Genomic DNA, 15,173 nt, shown 5'->3' on the forward strand with positions numbered 1-15,173 from the left:
GGGAGGGTGGTCAGGCGACGCTGGTCGAACGGGCGGCGCGCGCCGCCTTCGCCGCCTTGGCGGTCTTGGCCGTGCTGCTCACGGGGTGCAGCGCCGCGTACTCCAGCGGCGCCGACGGGTCGATGGACACGTCGAGCGGCGCGGGCTCGGCCCCCGCGCGCACCAGCAGGTCGCCGACCGCCGCGATCATCGCGCCGTTGTCGGTGCACAGCCGCAGCGGCGGCACCCGCAGGGTGATCCCGGCGGCCTCGCACCGCTGCTGGGCCAGTTCCCGCACGCGCGAGTTGGCGGCCACGCCGCCGACCACCACGAGGGTGTCCACGCCGTGGTCCCGGCAGGCGGCGACGGCCTTCTTGGTGAGCACGTCCGCGACCGCCTCCTGGAGGGAGGCAGCGCCGTCCTCGACGGGCAGCGGCTGTCCGCTCGCCCGGTGCTGCTCCGCCCAGCGGGCCGCCGCGGTCTTGAGGCCGGAGAAGGAGAAGGCGTACTTGTCGTCGCGCGGCCCGGTCAGCGGGCGGGGGAAGGCGACGGCGCGCGGGTCGCCCGTACGGGCCGCCCGGTCGACGGCCGGCCCGCCCGGATAGGGCAGCCCGAAGACGCGCGCGACCTTGTCGAAGCACTCGCCGGCCGCGTCGTCGAGCGTGTCGCCGAGGTGGACGATCGGATCGCGGGCCAGGTCCCGTACGAGCAGCAGCGAGGTGTGGCCGCCGGAGACGATCAGCACCATGCACGGGTCGGGCAGTGGGCCGTGCTCCAGGGTGTCGGCCGCCACATGGCCCGCGAGGTGGTGCACGCCGTACAGCGGGACCCCCAGCGAGTAGGCGAAGCCCTTGGCGGCGGCGACGCCGACCTGGAGTGCGCCGGACAGGCCGGGGCCGGTGGTGACGGCCACGGCGTCGATGTCGGCCATCTTCAGCCCCGCGTCGGCGAGGGCGGCCCGTACGACCGGAGCGGCCGCGTGCACATGGGCGCGCGCCGCGATCTCCGGGACGACGCCGCCGAACCGCGCGTGCTCGTCCATACTGGACGCGACGGCGTGGCCCAGCAGCACACCGTCCTGGACCAGACCGGCTCCGGTCTCGTCGCAGGACGACTCGATTCCCAGCACCACCGGTGAACGGCTCACGCCACTGCCTCCTGCCATTGATCTGTACCTGCGAATTGTACGCAACCGGAACTCCGGCCGGTCCCGGCCGCGACCAGCACGCCGCAGGTCAGTAGAGTTCCGTTGCCGCTCGTGCCGTCTGTCGCGGCACATGCTCTGACCTGCCCGTTCTCATACCTGTCCGTGTTCACTGCCGCACCCTGCGCAGTGCCGGGACCCGCCGTCACCCCGAGCCGTCCAGCCGCCGCCAACCCGTTCCCCGTCCTCTTTCCCTTCCTCTTCCCTTGTCTTCCGCTGTTCTGATTCCATCTGATTCCGTCGCGCTGATTCCGTAGTTCCGAACCATCTCGTCGCCGCCCGTCATTCCGCTGCCCGTCATTCCACCGCTCACCATCTCGCCGCTCGCCGTCCGTCATCCCGCCGTCCGTCCGATCCGGACCTTCCGCCGATATCCGAGGTACGCCCCCGTGACCCCCGTTCCGCCACCGCCGCCCGAGACGACACCCGGCGCGGCACCCGTGACGGTCGTGGGCATCGGCGCCGACGGCTGGCCGGGCCTCGCCCCAGCCTCCCAGGAAACCCTGCGCGCCGCCGATGTGCTCATCGGCGGCCCCCGCCAGCTCGGCCTCCTGCCACCCGGCGAGTGCGCGGGGGAGCGGGTGGCCTGGCCCTCGCCGCTGCGGCCTGCTGTCCCCGGACTCATCGAGCGCTTCGCCGGGCGGCGCGTCTCCGTCCTGGCCAGCGGCGACCCCATGTTCTTCGGCATCGGCCGCACCCTGACCGAGGTGCTCGGCCCCGAACGGCTGCGAGTGCTGCCGCACCCGTCCTCCATCTCGTACGCGTGCGCCCGGCTCGGCTGGGCGGTGGAGGAGACCGAGGTGATCAGCTTGGTCGGGCGGCCCGCCGCGACGCTCTCGGCGGCGGCGTACGCGGGCCGCCGGCTGCTCGTGCTCAGTGCCGGGGCCGACACGCCCGCCGAGGTCGCGGCCCTGCTGTGCGAGCGGGGCTTCGGGCCGAGCCGGCTGCGCGTACTGGCGCGGCTCGGCGGCGCGGACGAACACATCGCCGAGGGCGTCGCGGAGGACTGGCCGCACCCGCCGGGCGACGCGCTCAACGTCGTCGCGGTGGACTGCCGCGCGTCCGGGGACGCGGTGCGGCTCGCGCTCACCCCGGGCCTGCCGGATCATTCGTACGAGCACGACGGCCAGTTGACGAAGCGTCATGTACGGGCCGCGACCTTCGCCGCGTTGGCCCCCGCGCCCGGCGAACTGCTGTGGGACGTCGGCGGCGGAGCCGGCTCCATCGGCATCGAGTGGATGCGCGCGCACCGGAGCTGTCGGGCCGTCAGCATCGAGCGGGACCCGGTACGGGCCCGGCGCATCGAACGCAACGCGAGCGCGCTCGGCGTGCCCGGTCTGCGCGTCGTCACCGGCCCCGCCCCGGACTCGCTCGCCGAACTGCCCACGCCCGACGCCGTGTTCATCGGCGGCGGTCTGACCGCGCCGGGCGTGCTCGACGCGTGCTGGGACGCGCTGCGGCCCGGCGGCCGGATCGTCGCCAACACGGTCACCCTGGAGTCCGAGGCGCTGCTCGCTGACCGGCACCGGCGCCTCGGCGGCGAGCTGGTCCGTATCGCCGTCGCGCACGCCGTGCCGGTGGGCGGGTTTACGGGGTGGCGGCAGGCAATGCCCGTCACACAGTGGGCGGCGGTCAAGCCCGGGCCGGCCGCCCCGGCTGTCGGGAGCGCCGACGCCGATCGCGCCGACGTCGAGAGTGCCGATGTCGAGATCGCCAGTGCCGATAGTGCCGATAGTGCCGATCGAGGAGAAGAACGATGACCGTGTACTTCATCGGCGCCGGCCCCGGCGCCGCCGACCTGATCACGGTCCGCGGGGCGCGGACTCTGGCCCGCTGCCGGGTCTGCCTGTACGCGGGCAGCCTCGTCCCCCGCGAACTGCTCGCCGACTGCCCCTCCGACGCCCGGCTCATCGACACCGCGCAGCTCAACCTCGACCAGATCGTCGAGCAGCTCGTACGGGCGCACGAGGCGGGCGAGGACGTGGCGCGGCTGCACTCCGGCGACCCCTCGGTCTTCAGCGCCGTCGCCGAGCAGATGCGGCGCCTGGACGCGGCCGGGGTGCCGTACGAGGTGGTGCCCGGCGTCCCCGCCTTCGCCGCGGCCGCCGCCGCGCTGAACCGCGAGCTGACCGTGCCGACCGTCGGCCAGACCGTCGTCCTCACCCGCATCGCCCAGCAGGCCACCCCCATGCCGGACGGCGAGGACCTCGCCACCCTCGGCCGCAGCCGCGCCCTCCTCGTCCTGCACCTCGGGGCCCGCTACGTCGACCGCATCGTGGACCAGCTGCTGCCGCACTACGGCGCCGACTGCCCGGCCGCCGTCGTCGCCATGGCCAGCCGCCCCGACGAACTCGTCCTGCGCGGCACCCTCGCCGACATCGCGGACCAGGTGAAGGCCGCGGGCGTGGTCCGCACCGCCGTCATCCTGGTCGGCCGCTCCCTGGGCGCCGAGCAGTTCCGCGACAGCCACTTGTACTCGGCGGACCGGGACCGGCCGCACGGGTCTTGCGAGGCGACCACGTCGCGTGGGACAGCGGGCTGAGGCCACACACGTTCGCGGCGGCGGTTCGCCTCCTGTCCTGAACGGCGGCCCGGCTGCGGCCTGCGGCGCGTGGGGGAGCGGGCGGCCGTCGGTGCGTACGGCGCGCCGCTCTGGGGCCCGGCCGCCGGTGCGGCTTCGCCACGTTGCCGCGATGACCGCACGCCCGCAGCTCCGCTGCGAGGGCGCTGACGCTGACGGGGCGCTCCGGCCCGTTGAGCCGCGGCGGCTAACCTGCCACGGTCTGCCTGGCCTCGGGCCTTCGGCCAGGCACTACCTGTGACGCCCGTTCGGCGGCGTCCGGGACCCGGTGTCCGGCGAACCGCCGCCCTGCGGCCGTCCCGCACCCGCCGAAGCCGCCGCGTGGCAAGCGCCGCGGCCGTCGGCGCGGGCGGTGACGCGGCCCGCCTCGACGCGGACGGCGGCCTCGGTTCCGTCGCTGACGGCGGGCACACCGGCCGCCGCGGCGAGGACGCCCCGCTCGTCGTGTACGAGCCGCAGGCGCGGCCACGCCGACTCCGGGAAGGCCCGGCGCAGGCCGCGGGCGAACTCGGTGACGGTCAGCCGGGCGAGCGGGCCCAGTTCGTCGGGGTCGCCCGTGACCAGGACGGCGGTGACCTGGTCGCCCGGGCGTGCGGCCCGTACGGCCTCCTCGGCGGCTTCGAGGCGGTGCAGTCCGAGCACCGCCACCACGCCGTCGCCCGAGAGGTCCACCGGCTCGCCGCGCAGCGCGTCCACCGCGGGCGGCGGGGACCAGGGCGCGTCGGCGGGGCGGGCCTGCGGGGCGTAGGGGAGGTGGGGCGGCGGCCAGGCGTCGGCGAGGTCGAGGGCGGCCAGGTGCTCGCAGGCGCCGACGACGTTGAAGGGGTCGACGAAGCCGGGAGCGGCGGCGGCCAGCCGGCTCGCGCCGTGCAGCGTCGTGAGCACGCTCTCCGCCAGGCGGACCTGCCGGCCGGCTGACGGGCGAACCTGCTCCAGGGCCAGGCCGAGCAGGATCGCGTCGACCTTCATGAGCTGCGCGAACGGCAGTTGAATCCGCTCGTCCGCGAGGACTGTCGGCATCAGGTCCAGGCCGATTCGGGCCGCCCCGTCCCGCTCGTCGGCCGCCAGGGGGAGCGGGGCCAGCCAAGCGCGCGCGAACGCGCCCAGCGCCGTGCGGGCGGTGCGGCCCGGCTCCGGGTGCGGCGGTGCGGGCGCGGCGTCGGCGAGAGCGGCCAGTACGGAGAAGTACAGGGCCCGCTTGCCGGGGAAGTTGGAGTACACCGCGCCTCGGGTGAGGCCGGCGCGCTCGGCGATCGAGTCGATCTTGGCATCGCGGAAACCGCGCTCCGTGAACTCCTCCCCGGCGGCGGCCAGCACCTTGGCGCGGTTCTGCTCCTGGAGCTGTGCTCTGCTCAGCCGAACCATCGTGTGCTCATCCTCCTCGCCCGGCGTCCATCCATCGCCGTTGCTTCGCGTCCTCGTGCAAGATACCGTCACCATTCAGATGACGAGAGCATGTGGTTTCGCCATCTGGAATCTGACTCCGAACGCCCGGGAGGGCTCATGACGGTCGCCGACCAGGACACCAGCGGCATCCCCGAGATCGACCTCACCGACCCCGAAGTGCTGCGCGACCCCTTCACCGCCTACGGACGGGCCCGCGAGCGCTCCCCGCTGGCGCGGCTGCGAGCCCCCGGCATCGGGACGATGTGGGCCGTCACCCGGTACGAGGCCGCCAAAGCGCTACTGGCCGACCCCCGCTTCGAGATCAACGCCCGCAGTTTCCTGCGGCCCGACGTCCCCGAACACTGCCTCGCCTACATGCGGACCATGTCCGAGCTGGACGGCCCGGAACACTCCCGGCAGCGCCGGCTGGTCTCGCCCGCGTTCACCGTGCGCCGCGCCGCCGAGTTCCGGCCGCGGATCGAGCCGATCGTCGAGCGGCTGCTCGACAGCCTGCCCGAGCACGCCGAGAACGGCTCCGTAGACCTGCTGCGGCACTTCACCCGGCCGCTCCCGATCGACGTCATCTGCGAATCCGTCGGCATCCCCGGACCCGACCGGCCGCGCTGGCGCGCCTACGGCGCCACCATCGCGGCGGGCTCGGGCCAGGGCTTCGGCGAGGCCGTGCCCGGCATCATGGAAGGGGCCAAGGCGGCGATAGCGCGCCGCCGCGCCGATCCCGGCGACGATCTGCTCTCGGACCTCATCCGCGCCCAGGCCGAGGACGGCGACCGGCTCAGCGAGACCGAACTCGTCACCATGGTCTGGCACTTGGTCCTCGCGGGGCAGACGCCCGCCAACCTCATCGCCAACGCCGTGGCCGTCCTGCTCGCCCACCCCGAACAGCTCGCCGCCGTCCGCGCCGACCCCGCGCTCATGCCGCGCGCCGTCGAAGAGCTGACGCGCTGGTGCGGCCCGACGCTGCTGTCGATTCCCCGTTACCCGCGCGAGGACGTCGACCTGTTCGGCACGCCGGTGGGCAAGGGCGAGCCGGTCACCGCCGTCATCGCCGCCGTCAACCGCGACCCGCGCGCCTTCGCCGACCCCGACCGGCTCGACCTCGCCCGCCCCGCCGGCCCCGCGGGCCACCTGGGCTTCGCCCACGGGCCGCACTTCTGCCTCGGCGCGTCCCTGGCGCGCGTACAGACCGAAGTGGCCCTGACCGCCCTGCTGCGCCGGTTCCCGAACCTCGCCCTGGCCGGACCGTCGGCCGCTCAGCGCGCCGTGGACCCGGGCACCTGGCGGCTGGCCGAGCTGCGTGTGACGCTCTGACCCGCTGCCCGTAGAAGCCCTCTCAGCCGCCGGCGCCGCCGCCCTCGACGAGCGACGTCAGACCGTCGAGCATCGACGTGAGGCCGAGGTCGAACAGCTTGTCCAGGTGCAGGTCGTAGCCGTTCTCGTCGAGGTCCCCCATGACCCGGCTGAACGTGGGGTAGTCACCGGACGCGAGCACCGACGCGAGGGCGGGCGCCTGGGTGTCCAGCCACTGCTCGTCCGTCAGGCCCGTGGCGCTCGCGGCCTGGGCCTCGCGCTCCAAGTGGACGGCGACGCCCTGCACATGGCTGTAGAGGAGGACGTTCACGTCGTACATGGCGGTCGGCGTCAGGCCGAGGCCGTCCAGAGCGCTCAGGACCCACTCGGAATAGGCGATCAGGTTGGGCGACACCTGAGGGCGGGTGAGCGGGCCGGTCTGCGCCAGCCAGGGGTGCGCGCGGTGCAGCGTCCACAGCGCCCGGGCCCCCGCCTCCAGCCGCGCCCGCCAGTGGGCGGGGACCTCGGCGGGATAGACCAGCTCGCCGTGAGCGGAGTCGGTCATCAGCAATACGAGGTCGTCCCGGCTGTTCACGTAGCGGTACGGCGACATGGCGGCCGTACCAAGGCGTGCGGCGACGCCCCGCATGGTCAGGGCGGCGAGCCCCTCCGCGTCGGCGATCTTCATGGCGGTGCGCACGATGCGCTCGCGGGTCAGCTCGTGCCCGGAACCGGCCGCCGCGCGGGACGGATGGTCCGGGTCCGCGCGGCGGCCCGCCGGGGCGACCACTGTGCCGACGCGCGCTTGGGGCCGCACCAGCCCCTCCTGTCCCAGGGTCGTCAGCGCCTTCGTGGCGGTGGCCAGCGCGACGTTCCACTCGCGGGCGATCTGTCGCGTCGACGGCACCCGGTCGCCCGGGGCCAGTTCGCCCTCGGCGATGCGCCGACGCAGCTCGGCGACGATGCGCAGATACGGCGGGACGTCTTTCCTGGACACGACCATGGCGTGCTCCCTTCCTACCTGTCCTAGTACAGAAATTAGCAGAACGCGGAGCTGTACGCTCCGATTCACGCAGCCTCAGCGCACTTGCCGAGGCTGTGCGTACGGCGTAAATTCAGGTGCGTACACCGTACGAAGGGGTTCATGTGAAGACCGTGCTCATATCCGGCGCCAGCGTCGCCGGACTCACCCTCGCCCACTGGCTGCGCCGCCACGGCTACGCCCCCACCGTCGTCGAACGCGCCCCCGCCCTGCGCCCGGGCGGCCAGGCGCTCGACGTGCGCGGCGTCGCGCTCGGCGTCCTCGAAAGGATGGGCATCCTGCCCGAAGCGCGGGCCCTGCGCACCCGGATGCGCGGCATGACGATGCTCGACGGCGACGGCAACGAACAGTGGAGCTCCACGGAGATGGCGCTCAGCAGCGGCCGACTGGACAGCGACGACATCGAACTGCTCCGCGACGATCTCACCCAACTCCTGTACGGGCAGGCGCGGGACGGCGTCGAGTACCTCTTCGGCGACCACATCACGGCCCTCGACGAGGACGCGTACGGCGTCCACGCCACCTTCGAGCACGGCCCGCGCCGCAGCTTCGACCTGGTCGTGGGAGCCGACGGCCTGCACTCCGCGGTGCGCCGCCTGGCCTTCGGCCCGGAGCGGGACTTCGTCCACCACCTCGGCCCCCACGTGGCCGTCTTCGCCACCGAGAACTTCCTGGAACTCGACAACTGGCAGACCTGGCTCACGGACGGCACCGCCACCTACTGCCTCTACCCGGCGCGCGACAACTCCGAGATGCGGGTCACGCTCGGCTTCATGGCGCCGGAGCCCGTCGACTACGACTACCGCGACACGGAAGCACAGAAGGCGCTCGTCGCCGAGCGGATGTCACACCTGGGCGGGGACGCCCCGAGGCTGCTCAAGGCGATGTGGGACGCCCCGAACTTCTACTTCGACGCGATGGCCCAGACCCGCATGGACCACTGGACGAAGGGCCGGGCCGCGCTGGTCGGGGACGCCGGATACTGCCCGTCGCCCCTCTCCGGGCAGGGCAGCAGCCTGGCCCTCGTCGGCGCCTACGCGCTGGCCGACGAACTCGGCCGGGCCGACGGCGACCACGCCGCCGCGTTCGCCCGCTACGAGGAGCGGCTGCGCCCGTACGTCGAGCTCAACCAGGCGCTCGCCACCGAGAACCCCGACGGGCCGCCTGCCGAGGAATCGGCGGAACGCGCCAAGAACGCGTTCTCCCTCGACGCCTGACCTCGCGGCCCCGACTCCAGCTCGTGGTCACCCCTCGCGCGGCCCCCGCGCCCCGGCCTGCCCCACGATCGTGCCCGCGCGGTCGATGCAGATGACGTCGACCGCCACGGGCGCGCCGCGCAGCACGCCGAGCGCCTCGTCGCGGGCGGTCCGCGCGACCAGATCGCCCAGCGGCACGCCGCGCGCCGCGCACAGCTGCATCGCCTCCAGACCGGTGTTGGCGGAGGCCACCGAAGCGGCCAGTTCCTCGTCCGCGCCGCCGCCGCGGGCGAGCTCCGCCAAGAAGGACTTGTCCACCTGGGAACGGGACGAGTGCAGGTCCAAGTGGCCCGCGGCGAGCTTCGAGAGCTTGGCGAAGCCGCCCGCGATGGTCAGCCGGTCCACCGGGTGGCGGCGCACGTACTTCAGCACCGCGCCCGCGAAGTCGCCCATGTCCAGCAGCGCGTCCTCGGGCAGCCCGTGCACGGCCACCGCGACCTTCTCGGACGTCGAGCCCGTGCAGCCCGCGACGTGCGTACGGCCCGCCGCGCGCGCCACGTCCACGCCGCGCCGGATGGAGTCGATCCACGCCGAGCAGGAGTACGGCACCACGATGCCCGTCGTGCCCAGGATGGACAGGCCGCCGAGGATGCCCAGGCGCCCGTTCCACGTGGAACGGGCGATCTCCTCGCCGTGGTCCACGGACAGCTCGATCTCCACGTCGCCGCTGCCGCCGTACCGGGCCGCGACCGCCGCGACGTGCTCCCGCATCAGCTGCCGGGGCACCGGGTTGACCGCCGGCTCGCCCACCTCCAGCGGCAGCCCCGGCCGGGTGACCGTGCCCACGCCCGGGCCCGCCCGGAAGACGACCCCCGAGCCCGGCGGCAGGGCCCGCACCGTCGCGCGGACCAGTGCGCCGTGCGTGACGTCCGGGTCGTCCCCGGCGTCCTTGACGATCCCCGCCATCGCGCGCCCGTCGCCCAGCTCCTCGGCGGCCAGCGCGAACGCGGGCGTCTGCCCCTTCGGCAGCGTGATCGTCACGGGGTCCGGGAACTCGCCGGTCAGCAACGCCGTGTACGCGGCCGTGGCCCCGGCCGTCGCACACGCCCCCGTCGTCCAGCCGGACCGCAGCCCGGTGTGCTGCAACTGCGCGCCGCGCCCGCCGGTAACGTTCGCCTTCGCCTCAGCCACGGCGTGCTCCGGCCCCGCCACCGGCGCGGCCCGGCAGCCGCCGGGCGCGGCAGGCACGACCAGAAGGGGACCTCATGATCACGCCGCCCACGCCACGCCACGTACTGATCCTCGGCGGCACCGCCGAGGGCCGCCGGCTCGCCGCCGAACTCGCCGCCGACCCCGCGCTGCGCGTCACCAGCTCCCTCGCGGGCCGCGTCGCCCAGCCGCGGCTGCCCGCCGGGCAGGTGCGGATCGGCGGGTTCGGGGGGCCCGACGGACTGGCCCGGTGGCTGCGCGAGCAGCAGGCGGACGCGGTCATCGACGCCACCCATCCTTTCGCCGGCACGATCAGTTTCAACGCGGCACAGGCGGCCGCCGAGGTCCATGTTCCCCTGCTCGCGCTCCGCCGGCCCGGCTGGGTCGCTGGTCAGGGCGATGACTGGCACTCCGCCGGGTCCCTGGCAGAGGCCGCGGACCTGCTGCCCGCGCTCGGTGAGCGGGTCTTCCTCACCACGGGCCGGATGGGGCTCGGGGCCTTCGCCCACCTCACCCGGCTGTGGTTCCTCGTACGGTCCGTCGACGCCCCCGAGCCGCCGATGCCGCCCCACACCGAGGTACTGCTCGACCGCGGCCCGTTCACCGTCGAGGGCGAGGCCGAGCTGCTGCGCCGCCACCGCGTCGACGTCCTCGTCACGAAGGACAGCGGCGCGTCGGCCACCGCCGCGAAGCTCGTCGCCGCGCGCGATGCGGAGGTGCCGGTGGTCGTGGTGCGCAGGCCGCCCGTGCCGGACGGTTTGCCCGCCGTGGGGACGGTGGGGGAGGCGGTGGAGTGGGTGCGCGGGGTGCTCGGGTGACGGGATCGTAGCCCCGACCCCGGATCGTAGCCTTGGCCCCGGCCCGTAGCTCTGGCCCCGGTCCGCAGCCCCGACCCCGGCCCGTAGCTCTGGCCTCGGTCCGTAGCCCTGGCCCTCGGACGTCGGCCACGCCCGTACGGCCCTCACGGACGTACGGGACCGATCGCCACCCCCGCGCGACCGGTCTCACCCCTCCGGATACCGCCTGGGCGTCCACACGATCTGCCGGCCGTCGCCCCGCCGCACCGTCCGCGTCTGGGAGGAACCGACGAGCAGGATCGTGCGCATGTCGACCTCGGCCGGTTCCAGATCGGCGAGGCGCACGATCCGCACGCTCTCCTCCGGGCCGCCCACGTCGCGGCCCAGCACCACCGGGGTGTCCGGGGACCGGTGCTCCAGCAGGAGTTCGCGGGCCTTGCCGACCTGCCAGAGGCGGCTGCGCGAACCGGGGTTGTACAGGGCGAGCACCAGATCGGCCGAGGCCGCCGCGTGCAGCCGCTCCGCGATGACCTCCCACGGCTTGAGCCGGTCGGAGAGGGAGACCACCGCGTAGTCGTGGCCCAGCGGCGCGCCCGCGCGCGAGGCCGCCGCGTGCGCCGCCGTCATCCCCGGCAGCACCCGCACCGGCACGTCCCGGTACGGGCCCTCGGAGGCGACCTCCAGCACCGCCGTCGCCATCGCGAAGACGCCCGGGTCACCGGAGGAGACGACGGCCACCCGCCGCCCCTGCCGGGCGAGGTCGAGGGCGAACTCGGCGCGCTCGGACTCCACCTTGTTGTCCGAGGGGTGCCGCCGCTGACCCGACCGTACGGGCACCCGGTCGAGGTACGTGGTGTAGCCGACCAGGTCGTCGGCGGCGGCCAGTTCCCCGCGGGCCTCCGGCGTCAGCCACAGCGGCCCGGCCGGGCCGAGGCCCACGACCACGACCTCGCCCTCGTGCGCGACGGGCGCGGCGTCGATCCTGCTGGGCAGCACGGCCACCGCGAAGTACGGCACCGACGCCGGGTCCACGTCCGCCAGCCGGCCCGTACGCTCCCCGCTCATCGTCGCCCGCTCCACGTACCGCGCCTCCGCGAGCCGGCCCGAGCGCTCCAGCGCGCCCCGCACGGCGGGGAACGTCCGTCCGAGCTTCATCACCACCGCGGAGTCCGTCGAGGCGAGGCGCGCCGCCAGCTCCTCCTCGGGCAGCGTGCCCGGCAGGATGGTCAGCACCTCCTCGCCCTCCACCAGCGGCTCGCCGAGCCGGGCCGCGGCCGCGCTGACCGAGGTGACGCCGGGGACGACCTCGGTCGGGTAGCGGTCGGCGAGCCGCTTGTGCATGTGCATGTACGAGCCGTAGAAGAGCGGGTCGCCCTCGGCGAGCACGGCGACGGTGCGCCCCGCGTCCAGGTGCGCCGCCAGCCGGGCCGCCGACTGCTCGTAGAACTCCTCCAGCGCGCCCCGGTAGCCGCCCGGGTGGTCGGTCCGCTCCGTGGTGACCGGGTAGACCAGCGGCTCCTCGATGTGGTCGGCGCGCAGATGCCGTTCGGCGATGGAGCGCGCGATGGAGCGGCCGTGCCGGGCGCTGTGGTACGCGACGACGTCGGCCGCGCCGATGACCTCGACGGCCCGTACGGTCATCAGCGACGGGTCGCCGGGGCCGAGCCCGACCCCGTAGAGCCGGCCGGTGGTCTGCTGCTCGCTCACTCTTCCTCGCTCGCTATCGCGTTGATCGCGGCCGCCGCCATGGCGCTGCCGCCGCGCCGCCCGCGCACCACCAGGTGTTCGAGGCCCGCCGGGTGGCCGGCCAACGCGTCCTTGGACTCGGCGGCGCCGATGAAACCGACCGGTATGCCGATGACGGCCGCCGGGCGCGGCGCCCCCGCCCCTCCTTCGCTCACCATCTCCAGCAGCCGGAACAGCGCCGTCGGCGCGTTCCCGACCGCCACCACCGCGCCGTCGAGCCGGTCGCGCCACAGCTCCAGCGCGGCGGCGCTGCGCGTGGTGCCCAGCCGCTTCGCCAGGTCCGGCACGGACGGGTCGGCGAGGGTGCAGATCACGTCGTTGTCCGCGGGCAGCCGCTTGCGGGTGACGCCGCTGGCGACCATGTTGGCGTCGCACAGGATGGGCGCCCCGGCGCGCAGCGCCTCGCGGGCGCGGGCGACGACGCCGGGGGAGTAGGCGAGGTCGCGGACGAGATCGGTCATCCCGCAGGCGTGGATCATCCGCACCGCGACCTGGGCGACGTCGGGCGGCAGCCCGCCGAGGTCCGCCTCCGCGCGGATGGTGGCAAAGGACTGGCGGTAGATGGCCGCCCCGTCCTTCTCGTAGTCGAACACTGTTCCTCGCATGCTGGGATCACTGACTGGGTCTGGCTGGATGGTGCCGGGCCGTGGCCGGCCGTCGTTTCAGGGGGTGTCGTCCACCGGTCACATCGGTCGGGCACGCACGCTACGCGGTGCGCGCCGCCGCCACCGCGTCGGCCAGCTCCCGCCCCGGCGCGACGACCTCGGGCCCGGCCGGCCCGCCGGAGCCGTCAGCGCCGTCGGGCACCGGCCGTACGGTGACGCGGTAGCCGTCGCCCGTCGCCAGGACGTCGACCCAGCCGCCGCCGGGGTGGCCGCAGCGCCGCTCGCAGCCGGACCAGTAGACCGGGAGCCCGCCGCCGCTCCGCCCGGAGAGCGCCGCCGCCGCGTCGGTACGCACGTCCGCGAGGGACTTCGCGCAGCCGGGCCGGCCCGCGCACGCTCCCGCTCCGTGCCAGGGCGATGCCTCGCTGGTGACGAAACCGGCGTCCGCCAGCGCTGCCAGCCGCGCCGGGGCGGCGGCGGCCCGCAGGCCGGGGAGGACGATGCCGCGCCAGGGTGTCACACGCAGTTCGCCGCTTCCGTCGCAGGCCGCCGCCTCGATGAGCAGCTCCCACTGGGCGACGGTCATCCGCCCGAGCGGCGCCGCCACCGAGAGGGCGTACGCGCCGTGCGGGCCGGGGACGAGGCCGGGGGCGGGCGGCGCGCCCAGCGATGGTGAGGTCCGGGGCAGCGGGGTGCTGCCGATGTCTTCGGCGGCGAGGCGCGCGGCCAAGGCGCCGGCGCGCGGGCGGTGGTCCTGGGGGAGGTCGGTCACGCGCCAGGCGTCAACGCCGCTGCCGTCGCGTGCGCTCAGGAATTCACGCGCCGCCAGCACGGCGGCGCGGGGGGCGTCTTCGGCGGCGAGGCCGAGGGCCGGTCCTCCGGTGCCGTAGCCGAGCGCCGTACGACCGTCCTGACCTGCGATCAATGTCACATCGGGGACGAGGGCGGCCACGTCGCCGCGGCCGTCGTCGAGGCCGAAGAGGAAGCGGCCCGAGAGCCGGGCGGTGTCCGGGTCCGCGCACAGCAGCGCGTCCAGCTCGCGGGCCCAGGCCTGTACGTCCGCGTGCCCGGCGCCGTCGAGTCCGGCGAGGGGGGATGCCGCGATGTTGCGTACGCGCTCGTGCCGGTCGGAGGGGAGCAGACCGGCCATGCGCAGCCGGACCGCGAGCGCCGCCCCGCGGTCGGGGGCGAGCCCGCGCACCTGGATGTTGCCGCGCGAGGTGAGGTCGAGACAGCCGTCGCCCAGTTCCGCCGCCAGGTGGGCCAGTGCCGTTGCCTGACGTGTCGTCAGGAGTCCGGCGGGGACGCGGATACGGGCCAGGGCGCCGTCCGCGGCGGGGTGCAGGCGCAGCGCGCCGGGGCATGCGTCGTCGCCGTGCCGGGCGGTGGGCCGGGCCCCTGGCGGGGTGGGAGCGGGGGCGAAAGGCATGGCTGCGAGCATACCGAGACGTTCCACTTGGGTGGGTGCCGGTGTTTCTCGCGGGGCGCCGCCCCGCACCCTGGTCCTCAATCGCCGGACGGGCTGGATGGGGTGGCTGTGCGTCCTCGGGTGTCGGCGAGATGGGACGCGGGCCTTGTCCTCAATCGCCGGACGGGCTGGATGGGGTTGCTGTGCGCCCCCGGCCGCCGGCGGGACGGGGGCGGGGCTTGTCCTCAAGCGCCGGACGGGCTGGATCGGGTCGCTGTGCGTCCTCGGGTGTCGGGCCGGATGGGGTCGCTGTGCGTCCTCGGGTGTCGGGCCGGTTGGGGGCGCTGCGCGTCCTCGGGCGTCGGGCCGGATGGGGGCGCGGGCCCGGTCCTCAAGCGCTGGGCGGGCTGGATCGGGCGGCCATGTGTCCTCAAGTTTCCCCGGCTCCTGCTGGGAGGCGTCCTCCGTGGGCCGGCATGAGAGGCCGGTCGGCCTCGCCGGCCCTCAGCTCGGAACGTATAGCGCTTACTATTCTCACCGGTGGATCATTTCGATCCGCCGGACGCCAGCGACGGCGCCAGGGGAGGAAGCCGGTGAGACTCCGGCACGGTCCCGCCACTGTGAGCCAGGCAGCGATGCCGGGCGAGTCAGGAACTCCCGCCGTCCTCCCACCGCCCGGGGCGCGGACCCCGAGGAAGGCTTGCCGACGCAT

The 15,173-nt window shown here is 74.7% G+C and carries 12 protein-coding genes and 1 riboswitch; of the genes, 5 read left to right on the top strand and 7 right to left on the bottom strand.

Annotation, left to right across the window (positions count from 1 at the left end; all coding sequences use genetic code 11):
• Positions 1-10: 10 nt before the first annotated feature.
• Entirely contained in the window at positions 11-1,126 is a 1,116-nt protein-coding gene (gene tsaD / locus AB0I22_RS11395; protein WP_363130484.1) for a tRNA (adenosine(37)-N6)-threonylcarbamoyltransferase complex transferase subunit TsaD, read from the bottom strand.
• A 446-nt stretch (positions 1,127-1,572) separates the two neighbouring features.
• Between tsaD and cbiE the strand changes: the two genes are divergently transcribed.
• Positions 1,573-2,943 carry a precorrin-6y C5,15-methyltransferase (decarboxylating) subunit CbiE gene (cbiE, locus tag AB0I22_RS11400; RefSeq protein ID WP_363130485.1) on the top strand — a complete coding sequence of 457 codons (1,371 nt, stop codon included), beginning with the start codon at positions 1,573-1,575 and terminating at the stop codon, positions 2,941-2,943.
• Positions 2,940-3,725, top strand: coding sequence for a precorrin-4 C(11)-methyltransferase (gene cobM / locus AB0I22_RS11405; RefSeq protein WP_363130486.1), 786 nt, complete (start codon positions 2,940-2,942; stop codon positions 3,723-3,725). Before cbiE ends, cobM begins: the two co-directional genes overlap by 4 nt.
• A gap of 270 nt (positions 3,726-3,995) precedes the next feature.
• Here cobM and AB0I22_RS11410 read toward each other — a convergent pair whose 3' ends face one another.
• Positions 3,996-5,129 carry a TetR/AcrR family transcriptional regulator gene (locus tag AB0I22_RS11410; protein WP_363130487.1) on the bottom strand — a complete coding sequence of 378 codons (1,134 nt, stop codon included), beginning with the start codon at positions 5,127-5,129 and terminating at the stop codon, positions 3,996-3,998.
• A 138-nt stretch (positions 5,130-5,267) separates the two neighbouring features.
• Here AB0I22_RS11410 and AB0I22_RS11415 point away from each other — a divergent pair, with 138 nt between their 5' ends.
• Positions 5,268-6,479: a cytochrome P450 gene (locus tag AB0I22_RS11415; protein ID WP_363130488.1), complete on the top strand. Its 1,212-nt coding sequence runs from the start codon at positions 5,268-5,270 to the stop codon at positions 6,477-6,479.
• Positions 6,480-6,501: 22 nt separating this feature from the next.
• Here AB0I22_RS11415 and AB0I22_RS11420 read toward each other — a convergent pair whose 3' ends face one another.
• On the bottom strand, positions 6,502-7,461 hold the full coding sequence (locus AB0I22_RS11420; protein ID WP_363130489.1) for a TetR/AcrR family transcriptional regulator C-terminal domain-containing protein: 960 nt from the start codon (positions 7,459-7,461) through the stop codon (positions 6,502-6,504).
• A gap of 143 nt (positions 7,462-7,604) precedes the next feature.
• On the opposite strand from AB0I22_RS11420, the gene AB0I22_RS11425 reads away from it, so the two are divergent.
• Entirely contained in the window at positions 7,605-8,717 is a 1,113-nt protein-coding gene (locus tag AB0I22_RS11425) for an FAD-dependent monooxygenase (RefSeq protein ID WP_363130490.1), read from the top strand.
• Between the two features lie 27 nt (positions 8,718-8,744).
• Here the strand turns inward: AB0I22_RS11425 and AB0I22_RS11430 are convergent, their stop codons facing one another.
• A complete protein-coding gene (locus AB0I22_RS11430; protein WP_363130645.1) occupies positions 8,745-9,887 on the bottom strand; it encodes a cobalt-precorrin-5B (C(1))-methyltransferase in 1,143 nt (380 codons plus the stop codon).
• 74 nt (positions 9,888-9,961) lie between these two features.
• Between AB0I22_RS11430 and AB0I22_RS11435 the strand changes: the two genes are divergently transcribed.
• Entirely contained in the window at positions 9,962-10,723 is a 762-nt protein-coding gene (locus AB0I22_RS11435) for a cobalt-precorrin-6A reductase (RefSeq protein WP_363130491.1), read from the top strand.
• Positions 10,724-10,909: 186 nt separating this feature from the next.
• Here AB0I22_RS11435 and AB0I22_RS11440 read toward each other — a convergent pair whose 3' ends face one another.
• The 3 genes from AB0I22_RS11440 to cobG form a co-directional block, all read right to left on the bottom strand.
• On the bottom strand, positions 10,910-12,409 hold the full coding sequence (locus tag AB0I22_RS11440) for a precorrin-2 C(20)-methyltransferase (protein WP_363130492.1): 1,500 nt from the start codon (positions 12,407-12,409) through the stop codon (positions 10,910-10,912).
• Positions 12,406-13,053, bottom strand: coding sequence for a precorrin-8X methylmutase (locus tag AB0I22_RS11445; RefSeq protein ID WP_363130493.1), 648 nt, complete (start codon positions 13,051-13,053; stop codon positions 12,406-12,408). The genes AB0I22_RS11440 and AB0I22_RS11445 overlap by 4 nt, the downstream gene beginning before the upstream one ends.
• A gap of 100 nt (positions 13,054-13,153) precedes the next feature.
• The gene (cobG, locus tag AB0I22_RS11450; protein WP_363130494.1) at positions 13,154-14,482 is read right to left on the bottom strand and encodes a precorrin-3B synthase; all 1,329 of its coding nucleotides are present in this window, start codon (positions 14,480-14,482) and stop codon (positions 13,154-13,156) included.
• A 520-nt stretch (positions 14,483-15,002) separates the two neighbouring features.
• Positions 15,003-15,139: riboswitch (cobalamin riboswitch) on the top strand.
• The last annotated feature ends 34 nt before the right edge of the window (positions 15,140-15,173 follow it).

It is taken from the genome of Streptomyces sp. NPDC050610 (genome assembly GCF_040654875.1).
Lineage (GTDB): Bacteria > Actinomycetota > Actinomycetes > Streptomycetales > Streptomycetaceae > Streptomyces.

Excerpts from the sequence above, each read along its gene's own strand:
- cobM (WP_363130486.1), top strand. The coding sequence starts at position 2,940 with ATGACCGTGTACTTCATCGGCGCCGGCCCCGGCGCCGCCGACCTGATC.
- AB0I22_RS11410 (WP_363130487.1), bottom strand. The coding sequence starts at position 5,129 with ATGGTTCGGCTGAGCAGAGCACAGCTCCAGGAGCAGAACCGCGCCAAG.
- AB0I22_RS11415 (WP_363130488.1), top strand. The coding sequence starts at position 5,268 with ATGACGGTCGCCGACCAGGACACCAGCGGCATCCCCGAGATCGACCTC.
- AB0I22_RS11420 (WP_363130489.1), bottom strand. The coding sequence starts at position 7,461 with ATGGTCGTGTCCAGGAAAGACGTCCCGCCGTATCTGCGCATCGTCGCC.
- AB0I22_RS11435 (WP_363130491.1), top strand. The coding sequence starts at position 9,962 with ATGATCACGCCGCCCACGCCACGCCACGTACTGATCCTCGGCGGCACC.
- AB0I22_RS11445 (WP_363130493.1), bottom strand. The coding sequence starts at position 13,053 with ATGCGAGGAACAGTGTTCGACTACGAGAAGGACGGGGCGGCCATCTAC.
- cobG (WP_363130494.1), bottom strand. The coding sequence starts at position 14,482 with ATGCCTTTCGCCCCCGCTCCCACCCCGCCAGGGGCCCGGCCCACCGCC.